The organism is Macromonas nakdongensis (assembly GCF_002837145.1).
GTDB lineage: Bacteria > Pseudomonadota > Gammaproteobacteria > Burkholderiales > Burkholderiaceae_C > Macromonas_B > Macromonas_B nakdongensis.
The window spans coordinates 28,525-53,889 of record NZ_NWMV01000052.1 but is presented as its reverse complement, the minus strand read 5'-3'; the positions used below and the strand labels follow the sequence as shown (position 1 = coordinate 53,889).

The 25,365-nt window shown below is 66.1% G+C and carries 32 protein-coding genes; 31 read left to right on the top strand and 1 reads right to left on the bottom strand.

The features are described 5' to 3' along the window. The 30 genes from CON77_RS08255 to CON77_RS08115 form a co-directional block, all read left to right on the top strand. A partial coding sequence (locus tag CON77_RS08255; RefSeq protein ID WP_198552313.1) for a hypothetical protein occupies positions 1–233 on the top strand: 233 nt, incomplete at its 5' end. 21 nt (positions 234–254) lie between these two features. Further along, positions 255–677 carry a hypothetical protein gene (locus tag CON77_RS08250; RefSeq protein WP_101048688.1) on the top strand — a complete coding sequence of 141 codons (423 nt, stop codon included), beginning with the start codon at positions 255–257 and terminating at the stop codon, positions 675–677. A gap of 73 nt (positions 678–750) precedes the next feature. Next, on the top strand, positions 751–1,098 hold the full coding sequence (locus CON77_RS08245; RefSeq protein WP_101048687.1) for an HNH endonuclease: 348 nt from the start codon (positions 751–753) through the stop codon (positions 1,096–1,098). 120 nt (positions 1,099–1,218) lie between these two features. Next, complete coding sequence (locus tag CON77_RS08240; RefSeq protein WP_157826883.1) at positions 1,219–1,755, top strand: P27 family phage terminase small subunit; 537 nt, start codon at positions 1,219–1,221, stop codon at positions 1,753–1,755. 58 nt (positions 1,756–1,813) lie between these two features. After that, positions 1,814–3,433 carry a terminase large subunit gene (locus CON77_RS08235; protein ID WP_232788455.1) on the top strand — a complete coding sequence of 540 codons (1,620 nt, stop codon included), beginning with the start codon at positions 1,814–1,816 and terminating at the stop codon, positions 3,431–3,433. After that, positions 3,430–4,644 (top strand): phage portal protein, encoded by a 1,215-nt coding sequence (locus tag CON77_RS08230; RefSeq protein ID WP_157826882.1) that lies wholly within the window; start codon positions 3,430–3,432, stop codon positions 4,642–4,644. Before CON77_RS08235 ends, CON77_RS08230 begins: the two co-directional genes overlap by 4 nt. Beyond that, positions 4,637–5,269, top strand: coding sequence for an HK97 family phage prohead protease (locus tag CON77_RS08225; protein ID WP_101048683.1), 633 nt, complete (start codon positions 4,637–4,639; stop codon positions 5,267–5,269). The genes CON77_RS08230 and CON77_RS08225 overlap by 8 nt, the downstream gene beginning before the upstream one ends. 12 nt (positions 5,270–5,281) lie before the next feature. Further along, complete coding sequence (locus tag CON77_RS08220; RefSeq protein ID WP_198552312.1) at positions 5,282–6,637, top strand: phage major capsid protein; 1,356 nt, start codon at positions 5,282–5,284, stop codon at positions 6,635–6,637. 53 nt (positions 6,638–6,690) lie between these two features. Beyond that, positions 6,691–6,978 (top strand): hypothetical protein, encoded by a 288-nt coding sequence (locus CON77_RS08215; RefSeq protein WP_157826881.1) that lies wholly within the window; start codon positions 6,691–6,693, stop codon positions 6,976–6,978. 14 nt (positions 6,979–6,992) lie between these two features. Then, positions 6,993–7,286: a hypothetical protein gene (locus tag CON77_RS08210; RefSeq protein ID WP_101048681.1), complete on the top strand. Its 294-nt coding sequence runs from the start codon at positions 6,993–6,995 to the stop codon at positions 7,284–7,286. Between the two features lie 181 nt (positions 7,287–7,467). Next, positions 7,468–8,580: an SGNH/GDSL hydrolase family protein gene (locus CON77_RS15145; RefSeq protein ID WP_157826880.1), complete on the top strand. Its 1,113-nt coding sequence runs from the start codon at positions 7,468–7,470 to the stop codon at positions 8,578–8,580. 35 nt (positions 8,581–8,615) lie between these two features. Next, entirely contained in the window at positions 8,616–9,206 is a 591-nt protein-coding gene (locus CON77_RS08205; RefSeq protein ID WP_101048680.1) for a head-tail connector protein, read from the top strand. After that, a complete protein-coding gene (locus tag CON77_RS08200; RefSeq protein ID WP_101048691.1) occupies positions 9,206–9,526 on the top strand; it encodes a phage head closure protein in 321 nt (106 codons plus the stop codon). The genes CON77_RS08205 and CON77_RS08200 overlap by 1 nt, the downstream gene beginning before the upstream one ends. Next, complete coding sequence (locus tag CON77_RS08195) at positions 9,519–9,995, top strand: HK97-gp10 family putative phage morphogenesis protein (protein ID WP_101048679.1); 477 nt, start codon at positions 9,519–9,521, stop codon at positions 9,993–9,995. The genes CON77_RS08200 and CON77_RS08195 overlap by 8 nt, the downstream gene beginning before the upstream one ends. Continuing rightward, complete coding sequence (locus tag CON77_RS08190; RefSeq protein WP_101048678.1) at positions 9,992–10,348, top strand: DUF3168 domain-containing protein; 357 nt, start codon at positions 9,992–9,994, stop codon at positions 10,346–10,348. Before CON77_RS08195 ends, CON77_RS08190 begins: the two co-directional genes overlap by 4 nt. Before the next feature lie 113 nt (positions 10,349–10,461). Next, positions 10,462–11,115: a phage tail tube protein gene (locus CON77_RS08185; RefSeq protein WP_101048677.1), complete on the top strand. Its 654-nt coding sequence runs from the start codon at positions 10,462–10,464 to the stop codon at positions 11,113–11,115. Between the two features lie 65 nt (positions 11,116–11,180). Further along, a complete protein-coding gene (locus tag CON77_RS08180) occupies positions 11,181–11,531 on the top strand; it encodes a phage tail assembly chaperone (protein WP_101048676.1) in 351 nt (116 codons plus the stop codon). Between the two features lie 38 nt (positions 11,532–11,569). Continuing rightward, complete coding sequence (locus tag CON77_RS08175) at positions 11,570–11,851, top strand: DUF1799 domain-containing protein (RefSeq protein ID WP_101048675.1); 282 nt, start codon at positions 11,570–11,572, stop codon at positions 11,849–11,851. Continuing rightward, positions 11,844–14,735 (top strand): phage tail tape measure protein, encoded by a 2,892-nt coding sequence (locus tag CON77_RS08170; RefSeq protein WP_101048674.1) that lies wholly within the window; start codon positions 11,844–11,846, stop codon positions 14,733–14,735. Before CON77_RS08175 ends, CON77_RS08170 begins: the two co-directional genes overlap by 8 nt. 4 nt (positions 14,736–14,739) lie before the next feature. Further along, complete coding sequence (locus CON77_RS08165) at positions 14,740–15,354, top strand: DUF2460 domain-containing protein (RefSeq protein WP_101048673.1); 615 nt, start codon at positions 14,740–14,742, stop codon at positions 15,352–15,354. Beyond that, on the top strand, positions 15,351–16,256 hold the full coding sequence (locus CON77_RS08160) for a phage/gene transfer agent baseplate hub protein (protein WP_157826878.1): 906 nt from the start codon (positions 15,351–15,353) through the stop codon (positions 16,254–16,256). Before CON77_RS08165 ends, CON77_RS08160 begins: the two co-directional genes overlap by 4 nt. Beyond that, a complete protein-coding gene (locus CON77_RS08155) occupies positions 16,253–16,750 on the top strand; it encodes an NlpC/P60 family protein (protein WP_101048671.1) in 498 nt (165 codons plus the stop codon). Before CON77_RS08160 ends, CON77_RS08155 begins: the two co-directional genes overlap by 4 nt. Further along, the gene (locus tag CON77_RS08150) at positions 16,750–19,794 is read left to right on the top strand and encodes a phage tail protein (protein WP_101048670.1); all 3,045 of its coding nucleotides are present in this window, start codon (positions 16,750–16,752) and stop codon (positions 19,792–19,794) included. Before CON77_RS08155 ends, CON77_RS08150 begins: the two co-directional genes overlap by 1 nt. Continuing rightward, positions 19,791–20,549: a hypothetical protein gene (locus tag CON77_RS08145; RefSeq protein WP_101048669.1), complete on the top strand. Its 759-nt coding sequence runs from the start codon at positions 19,791–19,793 to the stop codon at positions 20,547–20,549. The genes CON77_RS08150 and CON77_RS08145 overlap by 4 nt, the downstream gene beginning before the upstream one ends. Continuing rightward, entirely contained in the window at positions 20,546–21,304 is a 759-nt protein-coding gene (locus tag CON77_RS08140; RefSeq protein ID WP_101048668.1) for a LamG domain-containing protein, read from the top strand. Before CON77_RS08145 ends, CON77_RS08140 begins: the two co-directional genes overlap by 4 nt. A gap of 3 nt (positions 21,305–21,307) precedes the next feature. Continuing rightward, positions 21,308–21,721 carry a hypothetical protein gene (locus tag CON77_RS08135; protein WP_101048667.1) on the top strand — a complete coding sequence of 138 codons (414 nt, stop codon included), beginning with the start codon at positions 21,308–21,310 and terminating at the stop codon, positions 21,719–21,721. Further along, positions 21,718–22,044 carry a hypothetical protein gene (locus tag CON77_RS08130; protein ID WP_101048666.1) on the top strand — a complete coding sequence of 109 codons (327 nt, stop codon included), beginning with the start codon at positions 21,718–21,720 and terminating at the stop codon, positions 22,042–22,044. The genes CON77_RS08135 and CON77_RS08130 overlap by 4 nt, the downstream gene beginning before the upstream one ends. A gap of 2 nt (positions 22,045–22,046) precedes the next feature. Further along, positions 22,047–22,511, top strand: coding sequence for a D-Ala-D-Ala carboxypeptidase family metallohydrolase (locus CON77_RS08125; RefSeq protein WP_101048665.1), 465 nt, complete (start codon positions 22,047–22,049; stop codon positions 22,509–22,511). Beyond that, positions 22,511–22,960, top strand: a complete 450-nt coding sequence (locus tag CON77_RS08120; RefSeq protein WP_101048664.1) for a hypothetical protein — start codon at positions 22,511–22,513, stop codon at positions 22,958–22,960. Before CON77_RS08125 ends, CON77_RS08120 begins: the two co-directional genes overlap by 1 nt. After that, positions 22,948–23,151: a hypothetical protein gene (locus CON77_RS08115; RefSeq protein WP_101048663.1), complete on the top strand. Its 204-nt coding sequence runs from the start codon at positions 22,948–22,950 to the stop codon at positions 23,149–23,151. Before CON77_RS08120 ends, CON77_RS08115 begins: the two co-directional genes overlap by 13 nt. Here CON77_RS08115 and CON77_RS08110 read toward each other — a convergent pair. Continuing rightward, a complete protein-coding gene (locus CON77_RS08110; protein WP_101048662.1) occupies positions 23,148–24,221 on the bottom strand; it encodes a site-specific integrase in 1,074 nt (357 codons plus the stop codon). The genes CON77_RS08115 and CON77_RS08110 overlap by 4 nt on opposite strands. A gap of 82 nt (positions 24,222–24,303) precedes the next feature. Here CON77_RS08110 and dusA point away from each other — a divergent pair, with 82 nt between their 5' ends. Then, positions 24,304–25,332 (top strand): tRNA dihydrouridine(20/20a) synthase DusA, encoded by a 1,029-nt coding sequence (gene dusA / locus CON77_RS08105; protein WP_101048661.1) that lies wholly within the window; start codon positions 24,304–24,306, stop codon positions 25,330–25,332. Positions 25,333–25,365 lie beyond the last annotated feature (33 nt).

Here is a 25,365-nt window from a genome sequence, read left to right as displayed (position 1 = left end):
CGCGAAGCCCTGCACCTGGCCTGCCCCGCATGACCTGCCCGGCCTGCACCCTCCACGCCCAGCGCCCCACCTGCGGCGCCTACCGCATGCAGTGCGTGGCCTGCTGCGCCCGGCTGGTCGCCAGCGCCCGGCCCCTGCGCCACCTGCAAGACGGCCACCTGGCCCTCATCGCCCGCGACCCATCCCGCCCCAGCCGCACCGCCGTGCTGGGCGCCCTGAAGCGTTTGCCCTGAAACCCTGATCCTGGAGCTTTGATGCGCGTGCTCGAATCGTTTTCTGTTGGCGGCATGGTACTGAGCGACGCGGCATGTGCTGCCCGCATTGACGACTGGCTGCGCCAGTGGCACGCCTGGTGCCGGCGCGACCCCTACGCCAACGGCTACTATGGCGTCAGTCCTGGGTGCATCCATGCCCGCACCAGCCGCCAGTACGACGACTTCAATGGCAACCTGGACGTGCACATCGATGCCGTGGAGATGGAGGCCGCAGACGCCATCGTCAACGCCATGGCCGATCCCTGGCGCACCGCGCTGTCGGTGCAGGCCCGCAACCTCTACACCGGCTCCATGGTTTGGAGTAGCCCCCGTCTGCCGGCTTGCCCGATGGAGCGGCAGTTGGTGCTGGGGCAGGCCAGAAAAAAATTTCAAGAAGCCCTTATCCGCGCCGGAATTTTTTGACATAATCCATTCCCGAGGGCGCAGCTGCGTCCAAACCACAGGGCCTCTGCAGCAGCAGGGGCCTTTTGCATTCATGGCCCAGCCCCCATCAAAGTTCGACCGTGAGAGCAGCGCCACCCGTGGTTACGGTTCACGGTGGCAAAAGGCCCGCGAAGGTTTCTTGCGCTCGCATCCCTTGTGCAAGATGCACCAAGACCTGGGCCGCATCGTTCCTGCCACGGTGGTCGATCACATCGAGCCCCACCGTGGCGACATGGGCAAGTTCTGGGATAGGTCGAACTGGCAAAGCCTTTGCAAGCGGTGCCATGACGGCGCGAAGCAGCGGCTGGAAAAGTCCGGCGTGTTGCAGGGCTGCCGGCTGGACGGAATCCCCGTTGACCCGAAGCACCCGTGGGCTGAGGCCATCGCGGCCAGAAGGTAAGGGGGGTGGAAAAGTTCGGGGCCTTTTGCCCCTAGACCGACCGGTTCCCTTCTTTCGCATCGCCGCGAAATGGAGAGGGGGGAGGGGTTCGGTGTTGTGTGAGTCTGGAGCGCTTGGGGTTTGACCCAGGCGCTTTTTTTTTTGGAGTTGAGTGTGGCAGGTCGCCCAAGGAAGCCGAGCGCCGTGAAAGAGGCGATGGGCAACCCTGGGAAGCGTGCGTCTGGCAAGCGTGAGCCGGACCCCGAGTACTTGCAGGACTTGACGCCGCCAGAATGGCTGTCTGATGCAGCGCGTGTGGTTTGGGCGCAAGAGGCCCCAAAGTTCCGCAAGGCTCGGCTGCTGTCGGATGTGGATGTGATGGCGTTCGCTGCGTTGTGCCAATCGGCTGCCGATTACCGGCGTGCCGTTGTGAAGACGGGTGACAACGATGTCAAGGCCAAGTTTGCTGAAGACGAGGACGGAAATGTGCGCGAAGTGGGCGAGCACTTGAACCCATGGGCCATGGTCAAGAGCATGGCCAGCAAGCAGATGGCGCTGTGGTTGGGCAAGTTCGGCGGCACCCCGCAGGACCGCACCCGCGTTGAGCTGAACCCGCAGTCTGAATTGTTCCCGAGTGATGGCAAGCCGCAGGACCCGTCCGCAGCCTACTTCCACTGATCCGGTCACGGCCTATGCGCGGGCGGTGTGTGGTGGCGAGAAGATCGCTGGGCCGCATGTGCGCGACGCGGGCAAGCGGCACTTGGATGATTTGCAGGACGGGCCCGCGCGAGGTTTGACTTTTGATGCGGCCTCGGCCGCCCGGGCCATCGGGTTTTTCCGGGATGTGCTGCGGTTGAACGGTGGTGAGTTCGAGGGCTCGCCTTTTGTTTTGCTGGATTGGCAGCAGTTCATTGTGGGGTCGCTGTTCGGCTGGAAGGGTGCTGATGGGTGGCGCCGGTTCCGGGTGGCCTACATCGAGACGGGCAAGGGCAGCGGCAAGAGCCCGCTGGCGGCCGGCATTGGGATGTATGGCCTGGTGGCCGATGGTGAGCCGCGTGCCGAGATTTACGCCGCAGCGACCAAAAAGGACCAGGCCATGGTGCTGTTTCGGGATGCTGTGGCCATGTGGCAGCAGTCTCCGGCGCTGAATCAACGGCTCAAGAGCAGTGGTACAGGAGAGAACGTCTGGAACCTGGCGTACCTGGAAAAGGGGAGTTTTTTCCGGCCCATCAGTGCCGACGATGGGCAGAGTGGGCCGCGCCCGCACATTTCGCTGGTTGACGAGGTGCATGAGCACCGCAACAACACGGTGATCGAGATGCAGCGGGCGGGCACCAAGAGCCGGCGCCAGGCGCTGATCTTGATGATCACGAACAGCGGGGCAAACAAGACCGGGCCGGGGTGGCAGTACCACGATTACGCCGTGAAGGTGTGCGCCCGGATGTTGACGGACGACGCGTTTTTCGGGTTTGTGTGTGCCCTGGACGAGGGCGACGATCCGGTGCGCGATGAGTCGTGCTGGCCAAAAGCGAACCCGAGCCTGCAGGGCTCGGACCTGCCAGGGATGAAGTACCTGCGCGAGCAGGTGACGGAGGCGCGCGGCATGCCGGGCAAAGAGGCGCTGGTGCGCCGCTTGAATTTTTGCCAGTGGACGGATGCGGCGAACCCATGGATCAGCGCCGATGTGTGGCTGGGTGTGCAACGCGAGTTCGATTGGCGCGAGCTGCGCGGGCGCCGGGCTTGGGCCGGGCTCGATTTGTCCAGCACCACGGACTTGACTGGGCTGGTGTTGTACGTGGAACCCGAGGCCGAGGGCGAGCCGTGGCGGCTGGTGCCGTTTGGCTGGCTGCCCGAGGAGGATCTGGACCGCAAGGAGGACAAGGACCGGGTGCCGTACACGGCGTGGCGGGCGGCGGGCTACCTGGAGACAACGCCTGGCCGGGCGATCAGCAAGCTGGCGGTGCTGAAGCGGCTGGTGGAGTTGGGCGAGTTTTTTGATCTGCAGTCGGTGGCGTATGACCGTTGGCGGATTGAGGATTTGAAGGCGTTGGCGGCTGACAACGACATTGCGTTGCCCGAGATGGTGCCTTACGGCCAGGGCTACCGCGACATGAGCCCGGCCATCGAGGCGTTTGAGACAGCGTTGCTGAATGGCGATGTGGTGCATCCGGGGAACCCGGTGTTCACCTGGTGCGCGGCCAATGCGGTGACGGTGAGCGACGATGCTGAGAACCGAAAGCTGAGCAAGGAAAAGGCCACTGGCCGAATTGATTTGATGGTGGCGGCGGTGATGGCGGTGGGCAGCTCTTGCGCCATGGCCACTCAAGAAAAATCCTTCTGGGAAACTGAATCGTGAACTTCTTGGAACGTCTGTTTGGTCGCAAGTCCTACAACATTGTGGACTTGGCCAAGGACTTCGGCCTGAGCACGCCGGTCAAGTCCGGTGTGCGGGTGGGTCGGGTGCAGGCGTTGCAGGTGGCCACGGTGTTCGGCTGCTTGCGGGTGCTGGGCGAGGGGGTGGCCCAGGTGCCGTTCAAGGTGATGCACAAGCGCGGCCGCATGCTGGAGGCCGCCACCGACCACCCGACCTACGATGTGCTGGCCCACCAGCCGAACGACTGGATGACCTCGTTCGACCTGCGCGAGCTGATGGTGTGGCACGCCGCCCTGTGTGGGGCCGGCCACTGTTTTGTGAACCGCGATGCCAAGGGCCGCGTGTTGGAGCTGCTGCCGCTGCCTGCGGGACAGGTGGAGCCCAAGCAGGCCGACAACTACGGCCTGACCTACCGGGTGCACGCGCCCAACGGCCGTGTGCAGGACTTCCCGGCCGAGGCGATTTGGGCGGTGCGCGGCCCGACCTGGAATGGCTTCGAGGGCCTGAGCGTGCTGAAGCTGGCCCGCGAGGCGATTGGCCTGAGCATTGCGGCCGAGGAGCACCACGCCCGGGTGCACAGCAACAGCGCCGCGCCGTCGGGCCTGTACAGCGTGGATGGCACGCTGAGCCCCGACCAGTACAAGGCCTTGCGCAAGTGGTTGGAGACCGAGTACGGCGGGTTGCACAACCTGGCCAAGCCGATGCTGCTGGACCGCAACGCCAAGTTCACGCCCTACCAGTTCAAGGGCGTGGACATGCAGCACCTGGAGACGCGCAACCACCAGATCGGCGAGATTTGCCGCTTCTTCCGGGTGCTGCCCATCATGGTGGGCTACGCCGACAAGGCCATGACGTTCGCCAGCGCGGAACAGATGTTCCTGGCACACCTGGTGCACACGCTCATGCCCTGGTACAGCCGCATCGAGCAGTCGGCCAACGCGTTTCTGCTGGCCAAGGCCGACCGGCGCGCGGGCTACTACACCAAGTTCCACGAGCGCGGGCTGTTGCGCGGCGCCATGAAGGACGAGGCCGAGTACATCAGCCGCCTGGTGGAGCGCGGGGTGTTGACCCGCAACGAGGCCCGCGAGCTGATGGAGCGCAACCCGATTGACGGCCTGGACGAGCCGCTGACCCCGATCAACCTGACCGGCTCGCCCGCGAGCCCGGACAACCAAGGAAGCCCCAATGCGTGACTATCTCGACATCCCGTTCAAGGTGAAGGCCGTCTCTGAAGACGGCCTTTTTTCTGGATACGGCTCGGTGTTTGGCGTGGTGGACAGCTACAAGGAAGTGGTGGCCCCCGGCGCCTTCAAGGAAAGCCTGGAGGGCCGCACGCCTTCGCTGCTGTGGCAGCACCGCAGCGGCGAGCCCATTGGCGTGTATTCCGAGGTGAAGGAAGACGCCGTGGGCCTGCACGTGGAAGGCAAGCTGGCCCTGAAAACCACCCGTGGCGCCGAGGCCTACGAGCTGCTGAAGATGGGCGCGATCAGCGGCCTGTCGATCGGCTTCATCACCCGCGAAGACAGCTACGACCGCGTGAGCGGCGTGCGCACCCTGAAGAAGGTGGACTTGTGGGAAGTTTCCCTGGTGACCTTTCCGGCCAACGACGCCGCGCGCGTGGCCACGGTCAAGTCCATCGAATCCATCCAGTCTTTTGCCGATGCCGAGGCCTTCCTGCGTGAGGCAGGCGGGCTCAGCAAACGCGAAGCCGTGGCCATGCTGGCCCGGATCAAGTCCCTGCAGGGTCGGAGCGAGTCCGATGAGCTGGGCGAAATGGCCGCGCTGCTCAAGCGCAACACCTCTTTGTTCACCTCGTAAAGGAAAACTGACATGCAACTCACCCGCAAACACCTGACCTTCGCCTTCCTGGGCGTGGTCGCCCTGATGGCCGCTGCCGCCCTGGCTGGCTACCCGCTGGTTGACCCGGCCGTGCTGGCCGCCATTGGCGTGGCGCCCATGGCCATGAGCGGCGAAATCGACCTGAAGGAAATCAACCGCCTGCTGGAAGAGCAGGGCAAGGCCTACAAGGAATTCAAGGAAACCAACGACAAGCGGTTGGAAGCCAAGGCCGACGCCAAAGCCGTGGGCGACTTTGAAGCCAAGCTGGGCAAGCTCAGCGACGTGATGGACGCCATCAAAGAGCAGGTCAAGGAAATGGAAAAGAAGGCGGGCCGACCGGCCACCGGTGGCGACACCGACCCGGTGCGCGCCGAGCACAAGCAGGCCTTCGGCAAGTTCCTGCGCAAGGGCGACGACAACGGCCTGGGCCAGCTGCAGCAGAAGGCCTACAACATCACCACCGAGGCCGACGGCGGCTACGCGGTGCCGGAAGAGCTGGACCGCGACATTCTGAACCTGATGGTGGATGTGTCGCCCATCCGCGAGATTGCCAACGTGCGTACCGTGTCCACCAGCGATTACAAGAAGCTGGTGAACACGCGTGGCACCGCCAGCGGCTGGGTGGACGAGGACGACGCCCGCACCGCCACGGCCAGCAGCGTCATGGCGCAGGTGACCCCGTTCATGGGCGAGATCTACGCCTACCCGCAGGCCACCCAGCAGATGCTGGACGACGTGTTCTTCAACGCGGAACAGTTCATCGTGGACGAATGCGCGCAGGAGTTCGCCCAGAAGGAAGGCGCGGCCTTTGTGACCGGTGACGGCGCCAAGAAGCCCAAGGGCTTCCTGGCTTACACCACCGCCGCCACGGCCGACGGTGCGCGCGCCTTCGGCACGCTGGAGCACCTGGCCACCGGCGTCTCGGGCGGCTGGGCGGCGTCCAACCCGGCGGACATCCTGATCGCGCTGGTGTACAAGCTCAAGGCCGGCATGCGCGCCAACGCCCGCTGGGTGATGAACAAGGGCCTGCTGGCCGAGGTGCGCACCTTCAAGGACGCCGAGGGCAACTACCTGTGGCGCCCGGGCCTGGAGGCTGGCCAGCCCGACCGCCTGCTGGGCTACGGCCTGACCGAGGCCGAGGACATGCCGGCCAAGGCGGCCAACAGCCTGTCGGTGGCGTTCGGTGACTTCCGCCGTGGCTACACCATCGTGGACCGCATTGGCACCCGCGTGCTGCGCGACCCCTACACCAACAAGCCGTACGTGGGCTTCTACGTGACCAAGCGCGTGGGCGGCATGGTGGTGGATTCCCAGGCCATCAAGCTGCTGAAGTTCGGCACGACCTGATGAATTGGCGGGGCCTGGCCTGTGGGCCGGGCCCTGCCCAACCGGAGCAAGACATGCCCAAGTTCAAGATCACCAAAACCTTTGCGTTTGCGCACCGTGGCTGCGACGTGGTGGAGTACCACGCCGGCACCGAGGTGGAGACCGAAGACCAAGCCCTGATTGACGTGCTGCTGCAGGAAAAGTGGGGCCAGAAAGTGCGCGAGGCCCGCAGCACCAAGGCTGCGCCCGGCGCGCCCGAGACCAAGGGCGACGGCACCGACACGGCTGATGGCCAGGACGATGACCCCACCCAGCCCCCTGAGGTTGACCCGCCGACGGCTGGTGACATCACCACCGCCTGAACACAGGAATCACCATGCTGCGAATCACCGAATTTGCCGGCCAGTACGAAAACAGCCGCGGCGGCCTGTCGCCCATGGTTGCCGTGCCAGGTGTGGCCGAACAAGCCCTGACCCTGACCGGCAGCACGCAGCAGAGCGCGGCTTTCAACGTTGCGACCCGACTGGTGCGGCTGCATGCCCAGGTGGCGTGCCATGTGGCGTTTGGGGATAACCCCACGGCCACGACCAGCAGCATGCGCCTGGCCGAAGGGCAGACCGAGTATTTCGGCGTGGCGCCGGGCCACAAGCTGGCCGTGATCCAGGGCTGACGCGATGTTTGGGCTGGGGCTTGGGAAATTGGGGCTGACGGCGTTGCGCTCTGGCGGGTCCGGTGTGCAGGCTCTAACCATTGCAGCAACACGCGGCGAATCTCCGACCACAACGATTGCATCGTCCAGCGGAAGAACTCGTTTTGCCTCGCGTTCTCGCCATCGAACTGGTGGGGCCGCTTTGAAAACCGTCTGTGGTGGTTGGCAAAACTACTACATCAGCGGTACTCGCGTCGAAACGAACAACACCAATGACATGACGTTGCAGGCGCATTTTGAAATACCGGGAGCGCCCACGCCAGTTGTGGTGGCTACGTTCTCTGGTGTTTCGTCTGTTTTGCTGACGGCAGGCAAAGACTTGCAACTGTGCGACGAAATCCCTGCCAGTGCTTTCGGGTTGACTGAAATACCGGCTGGTACTGATGTTTATTGCGTCAGCGAAGTCACTGTTGCGACTGTTGGGCAGAACTTCATTCGCACCATATCATCTTCAGGACAAAACGCAGAGTCAGGCAGCGACGAGGGCGGATGGTTTGGCCCAACGACTGCGACGGCTGTTGGCACAGGTGGCGCACTCACCGTCCCAGGAGGTGGATCAAGCACATCTACGCTGTATTTCCCGTCATGCGTTCTTGGCAGATTTAAGACCCCGCAGCCTTCTGCAATTCTGTTCGGTTCTTCGTTGGTCACTGGACAGGCAGACAACCCAGGTTATGGCGGCAACGGAGGAGGCTTCTATCCACGCGGTCTTTACAACGTTGGAAGCGGTCGCGCTATTGGGTGGGCGCGTCAAGCATACGGTGGCACTGCCGCACATCAAGCTGTCGGAAACACGACAAAGCAAGCAAAGGTGTGGGCATACGCAACGCATTTCATTTGCGAACTTGGCAGCAATGACGGCTCACAAAGCCGAACACCCGCCCAAACAATGACGGCTTACCGATCTATTTGGGCGGCAGCAAAGGCGGCTGGCGTGACGCACGTAACGCAGCAACTTTGCGCCAACCGCTGCCCAACATCGACGGATGGGTGGGCGACTCCGGCCAACATGACACCATTGGCAGGCTTTGAAACAGGCGGCTCCTACAAAGACCCATTGAATACGCTGCTTCTGGCTGAAGTTGGGACGAACGGACTCGATGCGTTGCTGGACATTGCACCGAACTGGGCAGATGCAACGCTGACAGATCGCATCATTGGCGGCAGGACGGGAGACGGTGTGCATCCGAACCCGACAGGCCATGCAGCCATTGCTCCGTCGCTTGCAACAGCAGCGGCATCGTGGACGGTCTAGTGACTTGGCCGCGTACCGATGACCTAAAGGTGCAAATGACTATGACGTTGAACGTGACCCGTACCGGCACCCCCGCCGCCGCCCCGGTGACGCTGGCCGAGGCCAAGGCGCACCTGCGCGTGGACCTGGCGGACGAGGACAGCTACATCACGGCGCTGATCGAGGTGGCGCGCGTGACGGCCGAGGACCGGCTGCAGCGCACCCTGGTCAGCACCCCGTGGCGCTTGCTGGCCGATGCCTTCCCGGCGTGCGGCCGGGCGCTGGAGCTGCCCATGGCGCCGGTGCTGTCGGTCACGCAGGTGCAGTACCTGGACGCGGACGGCGCCCTGCAGACCATGCCCGACACCGACTACCTGCTGGCGGCCACGCCCCTGGGCCACGAGCTGGCCCTGCCGCCCGGTGGCGCCTGGCCCAGCACCCAGGCCCACCGCCCCGGTGCGGTGACCGTGACCTACACCGCCGGCTACGGCGCCACGGCCGCCAGCGTGCCGGCGCCGATCCGGCACTGGGTGCTGCTGGCCATTGGCGACCTGTACCACCAGCGCGAGCGCAGCGCCGACAAGCCCGTGGTGCCCCAGCACTTTGCCGATGGGCTGCTGGACCCTTACAAGGTGTGGGGGGTGTGATGCGTGCCGGCCCGCTGAACCAGCGCATCGCCTTGCAGTACCGCGCCGCTGGCGTGGACGCAGCAGGCCAGCCCACGGGCGCCTGGACCGAGCTGGCCGCCGTGTGGGCCAACATTGCCCTGGGCAGCGGCCTGGAGTCGGTCAAAGCCGACCGGGAAACCTCGGTGGTGCGGGCGAGCATCCGCATCCGCTGGCGGACCGATGTGACCGCCGCCATGCGGGTGGTGCATGGCGCTACGGTGTACGAGGTGATGGCCGTCAAGCCCGACCTGCAGCGGCGCGAATTTGTGGACCTGGTGTGCGAGGTGCGGCATGGCTAAGCGCTCGATCAAGGTGGCGTTTGACGACAGCAAGGCCCAGGCCAAGCTGGACGCCATGCTGGCCGCCTCGCGCAGCGCCGTGCGCCCCGCCGCGCAGGCCGGTGCCGAGGTGCTGTACCAGGAAGCACGGCTGCGCTGCCCGGTGTCGGAGGCCCCGCACTTCTTCTACGGCACCTCCTACAAAAAGACCGGGCAGCGCTACCTGTTCGCCCCCGGCACGCTGCGCGACTCGATCTACCAGGTGTTTTCCAAGGACAACAGCCAGGGCCACGGCCAGGGCTACGACCGCGTGACGTACCACATTGCCTGGAACCACCAGAAGGCGCCCTACGGCTTCATGGTGGAGTTCGGCACCAGCCGGGCGCCGGCGCATCCATTCCTGCGGCCCGCGTTTGACGCCCGCCGCAATGACGCCCTCCAGCAGGCCAAGGCCGAATGGGTGGCCAAGGTAGGGCAGGTGATCCAATGAGCCTGGAAGCCGATCTGACCGCCGTGCTGTCGCCGCTGGCGGGCGGGCGGGTGTACCCCGACTTCGCGCCCGACAACGCGGCGCGGCCGTACATCGTGTACCAGCAGGTGGGCGGGCCGTCGCCCAACTACCTGGAAAAGACCGTGCCCGATGGGCGCGGTGCTCGCATGCAGGTGGCGTGCTGGGCCGACACCCGGCTGGCAGCCAATGCCCTGGCCCTGCAGGTGGAAGACGCGCTGGTGCAGGCCACCGCGTTCGACACCGAATCTGCCGGCGCCCTGGTGGCCACGGCAGACCCCGAAACCCGGCTGCGCGGCGCGCGCCAGGACTTCCTGATTTGGGCGGCCCGGTAACCGAGCCGCCACCCCGTTCGGCCCGGGCGCAAGCCTGGGCCAGCTCCCCGCCCGATGAGGGCACGCAACCCAACGCCCGCACCGCGGGCTTTTTTCATTGAAAGGCCCTCAACATGGCACAACTCCCCAAAGGCACCACGTTCCACGTGGCCACCGCGTTCGGCGCGGCCCAGGCCGCCACCATCGTCACCAACGCCGCCGAAGCGGTGGTCACCTGCGCCGGCCACGGCTACGCCAACGGCGACCTGGTGGAAATCTCCAGCGGCTGGGGCCGGCTGGACAAGCGTGTGTTCGAGGTCAAGAGCGTGACCACCGACACCTTCGTGCTCAAGCGTGGCGACACCAGCAACACCGACTTTTTCTACCCCGGTGAGGGCGTGGGCACGGTGCGCGAGGTCACCACGCTGACCCAGATCAGCAAGGTCACGGCGGCCCAGTCCAACGGCGGCGAACCGCGCAACGTGGACTACAACTACATCGAAAGCGATGTGGATTACTCCATCAACGACGGCTTCTCGGCCACCAGCTACACCCTGACGCTGGATGCCGACTCCATCGGCACCGCCGGCTACACCGCGCTGCAGCAGCTGACCGATGTGCAGACCGACACCGTGATGAAGATGCGCACCCGCAACGGCGCGCGCCTGTTCCTGCCCTGCACCGTGGCGCTGAACGAGTCCGTCAGCCTGCAGAGCGGCCAGATCAACAGCGTGACCGTGGTGTTCAACGGCAACAACCGCATCACCCGCTACGGCTCTGCCGAGTAAGCCGGCCCGGGGCCGACGCCGCGCGGCCCCGGTCGTCATCACCACCACACCTCCGCCTTCACACCATGCCCCAAAAGTCCCTGCTCACCCTGGCGCCCAAGTCCGAATTCACCGGCACGGTGCTGGTTCCGTCGCCCGACCGCGCCCCCGACGAGGTGGCGTTCACCTTCACCTACCGCGACCGCGACGCGCTGGACAAATGGGTGGCCGACCTGGAGCACGCCGAAGTGGTGCCGGGCGAAAGCCCGACAGATGCCGACGTGCGCATGGTCATGTCTTGCGCGGTGGGTTGGGAGCTTCAGGAGCCGTTCACGCCCGCCAACGTGCGCGTGCTGCTGGTGGAGCACCCGGGCACGCCCATCAACGTGTACCAGACGTACGTGCGCCTGTCGCGCGTGGGCCGCGAAAAAAACTGACGGCCGCTGCTCGGGCGCTCTACCGCAAGAAGCCCGAGGTGGCGGCGGGATTCACCGAAGAGGACTACGAGGCCGACCCGGTAGAGGTCTGGCCCGAAAACCTGCCTGTGGTGGGCGTGTTCCAGGCCATGGAAACCCAGTGGCGGGTGGGCATGGAAGGCGCCACCGGCCTGGACTACAACGCGCTGCCCACCGTGCTGCGCCTGACCCGAGTGCCCCGCGCCAAGTGGCCCGATGTGTTTGAAGACCTTCGGACCATGGAGCGCGCCGCGCTGAAAGAGATCCACGGAACCCCCGAGAAAGAAGACGACCATGGCTGACCTTGATGCCCAGCTTGCCATCTCTGCCGACGCCACGGGCGTGGAAACCGGCGTTGGCCGCGCGAAAAAGTCGTTGGCCGACCTGGGCAAGGCCGCCGGGAACGCCGGCGAGCAGGCCAGCAAAGGCATGGACGGCGTGGGCGAGGGGGCTGAGCGTGCCAGCGCCAAGGTCAAGCGGGCGGAAGCCAACTGGGTGAACAGCCTGCAGCGCACCATTGCGGCGGCAGAGGCTGGGTCGCGCTCCACCAGCAAGTACTACGAGACGCTGGCCCAGCAACGCGGCATTGACGTGGGGCAGTACCGTCCCCTGCTGGAGCAGTTGGACGCGGTGGGCATCAAGCAGCAGCAAGTGGCGGCCGTGACGGCCAAGGGGCGCACGGAGCTGAACGCGTATGGCATCAGCGCCCGCCAGACGGCCGCCGCCATGCGCGGCGTGCCCGCGCAGTTGACCGACATCATGGTCAGCCTGCAGGGCGGCCAGGCCCCGCTGACGGTGCTGCTGCAGCAGGGTGGCCAGCTCAGGGACATGTTCGGCGGCATCGTGCCGGCGGCGCGCGCCCTGGGCGGGGCGGTGCTGGGGTTGCTGAACCCGTTCACGGTCACCGCAGCGGCGGGGGTGGCCCTGTACACCGCGTTCGAGCAGGGGCGCAAGGAAAGTCGGGAATTCGGCAATGCGCTGGTGCTGACCAACAACGCCGTGGGCCTGACCGTGGGGCAGATGAACGGCCTGGCCGAGTCGGTGGCCAACCTGACCGGGCGGCAGTCGTCGGCCGCCGCGGCCATTGCCGAGCTGGCACGCCAGGGCGTGGGCGGTGCCGACAGCATGGGGCAGTTTGCCGCCGCAGCCATTCGCATGGAGAAGGCCACCGGTCAATCCGTGGCCCAAACCGCCAAGCAGTTTGCCGAACTGCGCAAAGCCCCGCTCGATGCGCTGCTCAAACTCAACGAAGGCACCAATTTCGTGACCGAAGCGCTGTACCTGCAGGTCAAGGCCTTGCAGGACCAGGGCCGCGCTACCGAAGCCGCCCAGGTGGCCATGGCGGCGTACAGCCGCGAACTGGAGCGCGTGAGCAACGGCGTGCAGTCCCTGGGCTACCTGGAGCGTGCGTGGCGCGCTGTGGCGTCCGCGGCCGGGACTGCCTGGGACAGCATGCTGGACGTGGGCCGGCAGGAGTCGCTGGAGGGGCGCTTGGCCAAGGCCCAGAAGCTGCTGGCCGACTGGGAGAACACCTTGCCCGGCCGGCGCACCACCGAAATGACGGCGGCGGTGTCCCAGTTTGGTGGCGAGGCGGGCCTGCGCAACCAGGTGGCGGGATTGCGGGAGCTGGTCGGGGTGCAGCAAACAGCCGCCGCCCAGCAAGCCGATCAGGTCAAGCGCGACCAGGCGCGCATCAAATTCCAGCAGGACGGGGTGCGCTACCTCAGCCAGGAAAAGCGGTTGCAGCAGGACCTGGCCGCCGTGGAGCAGTTGCGGGCCCAGAAAATCATTTCGGCCGAAGAGGCTCGGGAGCGCTCGCAGCAAATCCGAGCAAGCTATGCCGACAAGCCGCGCAAACCCCGCGACACCTCACGCCAGGACGCCCGCAGCCAGTTGGGCCTGGACCTGGCGGGCATCCAGCAGTCGGCCGCGGCCAGTGTGGACGCCCTGGGCAACGCCGAACGCATTCTGGAGGCCATGCGCAGCGCGGGCTTGGCCAACGAAACGGCCTACCACGCCGAAAAGCGCCGCCTGCTGGAGGAAACCACCCGCCTGCAGGTGGCCGCCCTGGAGGCGGAAAACACCCGCCTGGCGCAGCAGCAGCTCAAGGGCAGCGATGCGATCGACCGCGATCGCAAGGTGCTGGAGAACAAGGCCCAGATCGCCAAGCTGGAAGCCAGCGCCGCCACCCAGGCGGTGGTGATGGGCATTCAGGAAACCGCCGCCATCCAGGCCAAAACAGCCGCTCTGGTGGCTGCCCGCCAGGCGCAGCAGGACTACTTCAACACCGTGCAGCAGCAGCAGGAACGCGAGCTGCAAATGCAAGGAATGGGCAAGCAGGCACGGGGGCTGCAGCAGGGCCTCAACCAGATCGAGGACCGCTACGTCAGCCAGCGTGCCGAACTGGAAAACCAGCGCGCCCTGCTGGAGTTCGAGGGCAAGTTCACCGCCGAGGCCCGGGCTCAGTACGAAGCCCGGCTGGCGATCATCAACGACTTCCAGGCGCGCTCCACCGATTCCTACCGCGACTACTACCAGCGCCTGACCGAGGCACAGGGCAATTGGGCGTTGGGCGCCTCGGAGGCCCTGGCCAACTACCGTGCCGACGCCGCCAACGTGTTCGCCCAGACCGAATCTGCGGTCAGCAGCGCCATGCAAGGCATGGAAGATGCACTGGTCAAGTTCGTGACCACCGGCAAGCTGGACTTCACCAGCCTGGCCAACAGCATCGTGGCCGACATCACCCGCATCATCATCAAGCAGCAGATCAGCAACGCGCTGGGCCTGGCCGGTGGCTCGGGCGGCGCCATGGGCCTGATCGGCGGGCTGGTGGGCGGGCTGTTCGGCACCAGTGGCACCGCAGCCGTGGCCAGCGCGATGGGCGGCAACAGCCTGGACAACTTCTTGGCCCTGAACAACAACTTCGCCCGCTTCGACGGCGGTGGCTACACCGGCAGCGGCCCACGCACGGGCGGGCTGGACGGCAAGGGCGGCTACCTGGCCCTGCTGCACCCCCGCGAAACCGTGGTGGACCACACCAAGGGGCAGGGCCTCAGCGCCTCGCCCCGCGTGACCAACATCAGCATCAGCGTGCCCATGCCGGCCAGCGGCCGGCGCGAAACCGCCATGCAGTTCGGGGTCGACGTGGCCCGCCAACTGCGCGTGGCCGGCATGCGCAACGGGTGACCCCATGGCCTTCTTTGAACACCGTTTCCCCGAGCGCATCAGCCGCGAGGCCGTGTGCGGCCCCCGTTTTGCCAACGGCAAGGCCTACATGCCCGGCGGGCAGCGCCAGACCAACCGCATGGCGGCCTACCCGCTGCAGCAGTACACCATCGACCAGCCCCTGCGCAGTGCGGCCGAATTTGAGCAGCTGCGCGCCTTCTTCTACGTGGTGGGCGGCGATGCCGACGCCTTCCGCTTCAAAGACTGGAGCGACTACCGGGCCAGCCTGGACAACACCAGCACCACGCTGGTCACGGGCACCACCTACCAGCTCAACCGCATCTACCCGATGGGCGTGCGAACCTTCGTGCGGCCCATCTACAAGCCCAACACCGGCCTGCGCGTGTACCGCACCCGCAGCGGCGCGACCACCGACATCACCGACACCTGCGCCGTGGACACCACCACCGGCCGCGTGACGGTCAACACCGGCCACGCCTCTGGCGACGTGTACCGCTGGGTGGGCACCTTCGACGTACCGGTGGCCTTCAAAGACCCCAGCGCCGCCTGGCGCCTGCGGGGCGGCCCACGCATGCTCATGGAGTGGACCAACATCGAGCTGGAAGAGGTGCGCCTGTGAAAACCCTTCACCCCGACCTGCAGGCCCACTACGACAGCGGCGCCACCTGCATGGCCTACGGCCTGGTGGTGCGGCGCGAGGACGGCGCCGTGTACGGCTTCACCAGCCACGACCAGGACGTGCCGCTGGACGCCTCCCCCTGGTTCGCCGGGGCCGAGGCGTTGGTGCTGGACGCCCGCCAGGGGCTGGACTTTTCTGGCATCGTCAGCACCGCCGGGCTCGCCGTGGACAACATGGAGATCACCACGCTGGACGACGGCACCCTGTTCGACCGCGACGACGTGCTGGCCGGGCGCTGGCAGAACGCCGAATTTTGGATTTTCCGCCACCGGTGGGACGTGCCGGCCGTCATCCCCAACAGCGTGGAGGTGCTGTACCGCGGCTGGTTTGGCCAGGTGGTGCTGCAGCAAACCACCGTGAAAGTGGAGCTGCGCGGCCTGACGCAAAAGCTGCAGCAGCCGGTGGGCATCGTCAGCACCAAGACGTGCCGCGCGCGCCTGGGGGCCACCACCGGCATCAACAAATGCATGGTGGACCTGACGCCCTGGACCTACGCCCTGGCCGTGGCCACCGTGACCGACAAGCGCACCTTCACCTTCGCGGGCACGCTGCCAGACGACACCCTGGGCGAGGGCCTGATCACCTGGACCAGCGGCGACAACGCCGGCACCACCCACAAGGTGCGCACCCACACCGCCACCGGTGGCGACCCGGTGACCGGCGGCACCGTGACCCTGCAGCTGCCGTGCGTGCTGGCCATCCAGGTGGGCGACACCTTCACCGCCGTGGCGGGCTGCCGCAAGCGCCTGATGGAGGACTGCAAGGCCAAGTTCAACAACGTGCTGAATTTTCAGGGCGAGCCGCACCGCCCCAGCTTTGACGACCTGACCAAACCCGTATGACCACACCCACCCCCAGCACGGCCCCCAGCCTGCACCCCGCTGTGGCCGTGGCCCGCAGCTACCTGGGCACCCCGTTCCACCACCAGGCGCGCGTGCGCGGCGTGGGCGTGGACTGTGTGGGCCTGGTCATCTGCGTGGCGCGCGAGCTGGGCCACCTGCCCCCCGCGTGGGACGTGACCGGCTACGCCCGCCAGCCCGACGGCAGCCAGTTGATGCACCACCTGGCCGACCGCCTGGTGCCCGTGCCCCAGGCCGACATGCGCCCCGGCGACGTGGTGTGCGTGGCCTTTGCCCGCCACCCGCAGCACGTGGGCGTGGTGGGCGACTACGTGCACGGGGGCTTAAGCCTGATCCACGCCGACGGCCAGCGCGGCCGCGTGCTGGAAACCCGGCTGCTGTTCGGCGCCGCGATGCGGTTTGTGCAGGCCTTCCGCTGGCCAGGGGAGGGTGCCGCACCGGTTGGCCTGGGCGGTGGTGTGGGAGGGGTGGCGTAATGGCAGTTCTGGCAGTCGCCGCCGCCGGCGCATGGGCGGGCAGCGCACTCATCACCGGCACCGTGCTGGGCATGTCGGGCGCCGCCTGGGGGTGGATGGCCGGGTCCATGCTGGGCAACGCCCTGTTCGCGCCCGACGCGGAAGGCCCGCGCCTGGGCGACCTGCGCGTGACCGGCTCGGAATACGGCCAGCCCATCCCCTGGGTGGCCGGCAGCCCGCGCATCGCCGGCCAGATCGTGTGGGCCAGCAACAAGCGCGAAACCGCCAACACCCAGTCGGCCAAGGGCGGCCCCGAGCAGACCACCTACACCTACGACTGCGACCTGCTGATCCTGTTGACCGAGAACGAGATTGCCGGCGTCAGCCGCATCTGGAGCAACGGCGAACTGGTGTTCGGGTCTGGGCTGGGAAACCTGCAGGGCATGGACGGCGATTTGCCGACGAGCCTCATCAAAAGCGGCGTGTGCAGTGGCATCCGCATCTACACCGGCACCGACGACCAGCTCCCCGACCCGACCTACGAGGCCGCGGTGGGCGCGGGCAACGCCCCGGCCTACCGGGGGCGCGGGTATGTGGTCATCACCGGCCTGCAATTGGGCGGCGGTGGGCAAATTCCAAATTTGACATTCGAAATCGGCGCAAGCCCGGTGGACGAATATTTTGACCAAGTGCAGTTGTTGCTGCATTTTGAATCGGTTGGTGGAAATTGGCTGTATGACTCCAGTAGTTACCACAGAAATCCAACGTCAATCGGTATTGCGGAGCAATCTGATTCATCAATTCAATTTGGAAAATCAGGAAAAATCGGGACAATTGCATCCGCGTACGATGCAGTTGTTCGCTATGACCTGCCAGTGGTGAATGGCCGCAATCTGTGTATTGAATTCACGTTTCACAATCCACACGATCTTGAGTACTCCAATGGTTCGCGGTTGCTGCAGTTGTCGCAAAACGGGGCTGCTCGGCTGATCATTGATCTAGCTTGGTATGACATTGATGACGGGTGTCGCGTGGTGTATTACATCAATGGGACACCTCAATATGCATATGGGTATGTGAGCAACCCTGCGCAGCCGGTTTTTGCCAAAAAAGGCATGACGCACAAAATGGCTATTCAGTATGACGCAGCCGGCAATCAGACCAGATTTTATGTCGATGGCGCTTATATTGGCGGTCTTTCTGGCAATTCGATTACTACTGATGGATACATTTTGTACCTCGCTTATGGAGGACTTCCGTACGCCAATCCTGTTTGGTTTTTGTATGATGAAATTAGGGTGACGCACGGCGTCAGGTATGGCGCAGCAGATTACACCTTGTCCGCGGAGCCATTCCCAGACGCTGGTGGCGCTGTTTATGCAAGCACGCTGCCCGGCCATTCCGACAATTTGATGCAGCGGGCCGGATATGTGGCCGACGATTACCTGATCGACGCCGAAGCCGGCGGCTTCCCTTTGCGCGCCCTGGCCGTTGGGCAGGTTGGCCCGACCCGCGCCACGCTGGACATGCTGCAGTCCGCCTATTTTGTCGAGGTCAGCAAGAGCGACAAGATCTACATTCGCCCCCGCGCCGTGGACCCGGTGGCCACCATCCCATGGGCCGACCTGGGCGCGTCTGAGGATGCGGTGAGTGATGCCGAGCCGCTGGCCCTGACGATGGCCAACGACTTGGAGATCCCGGGCCAGATCGCGCTGAGCTACCCCAACATGGCCGGCGACTACCAGACCGCCACCGAGCACAGCGACCGGTTGCTGAGCGGCCAGGAATCGGTGCAGGCCATGCAGATGCCGCTGGGCATGCTGCCGGCCGAGGCCAAGGCCCTGGCCGACGCGTTGCTGTTCGACCAGGTGGCGGGCATGACCAAGACGAGCGTGCGCCTGCCGCTGCGGTACGCCTACATCGAGCCCGGCGACGTGATCGAGGCCGTCAATTTCGACGGCCGCAGCTACCGCCTGCGGGTGCAGGTCAAGCGCGACACGCTCAGCATCATCGAGCTGGACTGCGTGCTGGACGATGTGGGCGCGCTGGACAGCGCCGCCGTGACCGACACCGGCTACATCAGCACCGCCGAGCCGGTGCGCGTGGCGCCCACGGTGTTCGAGGCGCTGGACATCCCCCTGCTGCGCGACGCCGACAACAGCCCCGGCTACTACGTGGCGGTGGGCGCTGATCGCCTGAGCGCCGCCGACGAGTGGAAAGGCGCCATGGTGGCCCGCAGCTGGGACGACACCAGCTACGCCGAGCTGTTCCGCACCGCAAACGAGGGCGTGCTGGCCACCTGCAGCACCACCCTGGGCGACTGGGCAGGCGGCAACACCTGGGACGAGTCCAACACCCTGACCGTGGTGACCAGCGGCGGCGAGCTGGCCAGCAGCACCCGCAGCGCCATGCAGGCCGACGAAACCCTGAACGTGCTGGCCGTGGGCAGCCAGGCCACCGGCTGGGAGTTGCTGCGCTTCCGCCGGGCCGAGCTGACCGCGCCCAACACCTACGTGCTGAGCGGCTTTTTGCGCGGCTTCCGCGGCACCGAGTGGCGCATGGGCAGCCACGCCGCCGGCGAACAGGCCGTGCTGCTGGACGCCGCGCTGCGTCGCGCCACCAGCCAGACCAGCCAGATCGGGCTGGCCCGCTACATCAAGGCGGTGACGTTCGGCCAGATCCTGGCCAACGTGGACGGCGAGGCCTTCACCGACACGGGCGAGGCCCTGCGGCCCTGGGCCCCGGCCCACCCCGTGGCGCTGGCCGACGACGACGGCGACCTGGTGCTGACCTGGCAGCGCCGTACCCGCCTGAGCCACCGCTACGACGGCGATAGCCCCGCCGTGCCATTGGGCGAAGCCGCCGAGCTGTACCGCGTGCGCGTGTACGACGGTGCCACCCTGGTGCGCACCGCCACGGCCACCGAGCCCACCTACCTCTACACCGCCGCCGAACAGGCCGCCGACGGGTTCGCCTCCAGCGACCCGGTGATTTTCGAGATCTGCCAGGTGTCCGAAACGGTCGGCGCCGGGCGCCCCGCCATTTGCACAGGAGTTGCCCCATGAGTTTGACCCCGACCCTGCCCCAGTGGGCCAGCGGCCAGGCCCACCCCGATGTGGTGGTGAACGCCAATTTCAAGGCCTTGCAGCACATGGCCGTGTACGCCAACAACCCCGACACCACCGATCTGCTCACCTGGGGCTACCTGGGCGGGCGCTGGGGCGGGTTTGCCGTGGCGGCTGGCACGCTGACGCTGACGGCCAGCGCCACCAATTACATCGTGGTGGCGCGGGCCACGGGGGTCGTCAGCACCAGCACCGCCACCACCAATTGGGACAACGCCGATGCCTATGCCCGCGTCTACCGGGTGACCACGGGGACGGTGGGTGTGACGGCGGTGGAGGACCACCGGGCGGGCGATGGGGGGATTTTCCCGGCGGGTGCGGTGAGTGCGGGCGGTGGCGTGACGGCCATCCCGATTGCCTGCAGCGACGAGACCACCGCACTGACCGCCGGCACGGCCAAGGTGACGTTCCGCATGCCGTTTGCGATGACGCTGACGGCGGTGCGGTCCTCGCTGACCACGGCGCAGACCAGCGGCTCCATCCTGACGGTGGACATCAACGAGGGTGGCACCTCTATCCTGTCCACCAAGCTGACCATCGACAACACCGAGCGGACCAGCACCACGGCCGCCACGGCGGCTGTCATCAGCGACGCGGCGCTGGCCGATGACGCAGAAATGACCATCGACATTGACCAGGTGGGTGATGGCACGGCCAAGGGGCTGAAGGTCTATTTGATTGGGGTGCCGGCATGAGCCTGATTGACCGCAGCACCGACATTAGGGCCGCGCTGCGGCGGCGCCAGGGCGGGTTCTTGATGAACCCGTTTCGCTTCGGCGGTGGCGCTCCAGCAGGTGATCCGCATTTTGCAAATGTGTCGCTGTTGCTGCACATGGACGGGACTAATGGCAGCACGACGTTCACGGACAGCAGCCCGACGCCAAAAACCGTCACTGCAAACGGCAATGCGCAAATCAGCACGGCTCAGAGTCGGTTCGGTGGCGCATCTGGTCTGTTTGATGGGGCTGGTGATTTCCTTGGGTACAACGGCCTTGCGCTCGGTACGCAGGACGTCACGATTGAGGCCTGGGCTAGGTTTAATTCTGTTTCGGGTGTCCGGCCGATTGCGTCATCAAGACTAAATAACGGCAATTCAACTGCATACTGGATGCTGTATGTCGAGGACGGTATTTTAAAATTTCAGACTAGGGTTGGCACTCAATACATTGCAAGTAGCACAGCCTCGATTTCTACCGGTGTGTGGTATCACCTGGCCGCCACAAGAACGTCTGGCGTTTTGAGGGTTTTCGTTGGCGGCATTGTTGGCGGGACGACAGCAAATGATGGGTTTGCAAACATTACAGAAAACTCAATAGCAGTCGGTCTTTTTAATTTCTCTGGGTTCGTTTCATATTTCAGCGGGCACATTGATGATTTAAGACGGACAGATGGCGTGGCCCGCTACACCGCGAATTTCACACCGCCAATTGCGCCTTTCCCGAATTTCTGACCCATGCCCGAACCCACCACCTCCACCGCCCTGACGCTGGCCACGGCCACGCTGTCGGTGCCGGCGCTCACGGCGTTCGGCGTGCCCTTGGGCCTGCGGGCCGACGTGCTCATGGCCGGTTTCAGCGGCTCCCTGGCCGCCGTCATCCTGCTCAACACCGTGCCCGGCGGCATGGACACCTGGCTCGAGCTGCTGCGCACCACGCTGCGGCGCATGGGTGTGGTGCTGGCCAGCGCCATCACCGCGGGCTACCTCACGCCCATCGCGGCCGTGGCCGGCGGCTTGAGCGACCCCAACACCCTGGGCGTGGCGTTTGCCGTGGGCGGCGGCGCGCGCTGGGTGTTGCAGTGGGCCATCCGGCGCATCACCAGCGTGGGGCACCACACCCCGCCGGCCGGGGGAGGGCGCTCGGAATGACGCCCGCCACCCTGCAACTGCTGCACGTGCTGGCCAGCCTGGTGGTGCTGGCCGAAGCGCTCAACAAGCTCGAACGCACCGCGCCCCTGGCGCGCGGCCTCACGCCGCACCAGCGTGTGGTCGACGGCCTCAAGGCCGCGGCCTGGGCGCTGCTGGCCCTGGGTGCCGCCGGCGGCGTGGCGTCCCCGGTGCTGCTGTGGCTGGGCGTGCCCAGCCTGGCCCTGGCCGACCTGGCCCGCCCCGAGCGGCCGACCCTGGCGGAAACGGCCGTGATGCTGGGGTTTGCGGTGTTGATTGTTCGAACCCGAGTGAAGGAGGGGTGACCATGCCCACGAAACTGAGCACGCATTTCACGCTGGAGGAGCTGACCCGCAGCGCCACCGCCGACCGCCTGGGCCTGGCCAACTGGCCCACGGCCGACGACCTCAAGCGCTTGCAGGCCACGGCCGACATGCTGCAGCGCATCCGCGACACGCTGGGCAGCGCGGTGGTGGTCACCAGCGGTTACCGCGCCCCGGCCGTCAACAAGGCGGTGGGCGGCGTCACCAGCAGCGACCACGCCCGGGGCCAGGCCGCCGACATTGTGGTGCCCGGCTACGGCACGCCCTACCAGGTGGCCAAAGCCCTGGCGCCGCTGGTCAGCGTGCTGGGCATTGGGCAGTTGATCCTGGAGGGCGTCAAGGGCAAGCAGTGGGTGCACGTGTCCACCCGCGTGCCCGAGCGGCCGGTCAACCGCGTCATCACCATCACCGACGCGGGCACGCAGGTCGGCATCCAGGCGCTGGCGTGATGCTGTACACCCACGCCGCCGCCGCGCTGGCCGCTGCCGCCATCTCCGCCACAGGCGCCTGGCAGGTCCAGAACTGGCGCCTGGGCGGGCAGATCGCGCGCATCCACGCCGAACAGGCCCAGGCCGTGGCCGATGCCCGCGCCGCTGCCGCCCACGAAACCCAGCGCCTGCAGGCGCAGAAAGACGAGGCACTGCATGAAGCCGCCCAACAAGCCCAACGCAACGCGGCTGCTGCCGCTGCTGCTCGCCGCGAGTCTGACGGCCTGCGCGCACAACTCGCCGAAGCCCGCCTGCGAATGTCCAGCAGCACCTGCGCCTCCGTCCGTGAGCACGCCGGCGCCCTTGCAACCGTATTCGACCAGTGTCGAGGCGCTGTTGAAGACCTGGCGCGAGCTGCTGACGGCCACGCCACTGATGCCCGAGCACTGATGCGCGCTTGGCCGCGCTGATTGCCATGACCCGCTCGACCGACCGCGCCCCCGACGACGACGCCTGGAAGCGCGCCCGCGACCGCAAAGCCCTGCGCCAGGCGGCCGAGCGCATGCAGCGGCGTGACCGCGAGCGGCGCGAGGAGCTGGCCCAGCGGCTGGATGAGTGGGGCGGGGAGCCCGAGCGGGAGCCGGTGCCGAGGGTGGATTAGGGCATGGCGGGCGTCCACTCCCAGCCGGCGTATTTGTCGCCCACCTGGCGGATGTGGGTGTAGCGCTTGAGGCTGGCCCAGGATCGGTGGCCAGAGACGGCAGCGACCTGGGGGATGCTTTTGCCCATTTCGAACAGGCGGCTGACGCCTTCGTGGCGCAGGTCGTGGAAGTTGAGGTCGTGAATGCCGAGCAGCAGGCAGGCGCGGGTGAAGCTGCTGCTGATGCTTTTGCTGTTGTAGGGGAAGATGGGGCCGGTGTAGCCTTCTTCGCGGGCCTGGCGCTGGATGATGGAGAGGGCTTCGGCGGGGAGGTTGACGCGCACGTCGTTGCCGATTTTTTCGCCGGGGTTTTTCATGTCGCGGACGATGATTTCGCTGTGGGTGGCGTCGAGGTCGGCCCAGGTGATGCGGGTGATTTCTTCCTGGCGCCGGGTGCTGAAGAGGGCGAAGAGGATGAGATCGACCATGGGCAGGCGGGCGAAGCGTTTGCTGGCCTGCAGGGTGTAGTGCTGGAGGAGGGCGTGCAGCTCGGTGAGGGTGGGGCGGCGTTCGCGGGAGCGGGAGCGGCCGGTGATGCCGAGTTTTTTGCCGACGGTGCGGGCGTCGTCGATGGCCTGGATGTTGAGGGGGTAGCCCCAGGCGGGCCGGGCGATGCGGAAGATGGTGGCGAGGTGGGAGAGGTAGTTGCCGACGGTTTGGGGTTTGACCTGGAGGCTTTGGGCGAATTCGGTGATGTGCAGGCTGGTGATGGCGCTGCATTTGAGCTGGCTGAGGGGTGCTGCGGCGATGGTGTGGAGCACCTGGGCTTTGGTTTTGCCGGGGGGCTTGCGCAGTTCTTTGAGGTACTGGGCGATGACTTGGGCGAGCGTTGGGTCGGGCGCCTGGAGGGCTTCGATGGCGCCGGGCTGGGCGAGTTGATCCTCCCGCATGGTGAGCCAGAGGGCGGCGGCTGGGCGGCGGTCGAAGGTCTGGCTTTCGGTGTGGATGACTTTGCCGCCTTGTTTGAGGCGGATTTGGGCGGTGTACCCGGTGGTGCCGTCGCGGCGCTTTCGTGCTGTAATGGTGCCCATGTGTGGCCTCCGGTGCTACATGGTTTTTGTGTAGCACGAAATGTAGCACTGGTGGGGCTTAAATGGTCTGAAATGGTGGACGATGAGCGGGAACGAGACAGGGCCGAAGGGGGCTGATTTCATAGGTGGAGTGGGGTCTCACAGTCCGTGGAGGCTTTCTGTTGCGCCGATGCTGGATTGGACTGACAAGCATTGTCGCTACTTCCACCGCCTGCTGACCCGCCACACCCGTCTGTACACCGAAATGGTGACCACCGGTGCTTTGCGGCACGGCGATCCGCGCCGACACCTGCGCCTGGACGAAACCGAGCACCCGGTGGCGCTGCAACTGGGCGGCAGCGAGCCCACCGAGCTGGCACACGGCGCCCGGCTGGGGGCGGCTTGGGGCTACGACGAGATCAACCTGAATTGCGGCTGCCCGAGCGAGCGGGTGCAGCGCGGTGCTTTCGGGGCCTGCCTGATGGCCGAGCCCCAACTCGTGGCCGACGGGGTCAAGGCCATGCGCGACGCGGTGTCTGTGCCGGTGACGGTCAAGCACCGCATCGGCATCGACAAGATCGACAGCTACGACTTCGTCCGCGATTTCGTCGGCACCGTGGCCGAGGCCGGTTGCGAGGTGTTCACCGTGCACGCCCGCAACGCCTGGCTGCAGGGCCTGAGCCCCAAGGAAAACCGCGAAGTGCCGCCACTGCGCTACGAGCTGGCCTACCGCCTGAAACGCGATTTCCCGCACCTGACCCTGGTGGTCAACGGCGGGGTGCAGACGAACGAGCAGATCGACACCCACCTGCAGCACCTGGACGGTGCCATGCTGGGCCGCGAGGTGTACTACCGCCCCTGGCTCATGACCGAGTGGGACGCCCGCTACTGGGGCGCCCCAGCCCGCGAGGTGTCGCGCGATGCGGTGGAGTTGGCCATGGTGGACTACATGGAACGAGAGGCGATCGAGGACGGAACGCCCTGGTACGCGATTGCCCGGCACATGCTGGGCCTGCGCCACGGCCAGCGCGGGGCCCGCCACTGGCGCCAGGTCTGGAGCAACCACAAACTCAAGCCCTTGCCGCCGCGGGAGGTGCTCGGTTTGGCGCAAGAGGCCTTGGCGCGCGACTAGTTGCCGCAGGAAGCCACCGCGACCGACAGCCTG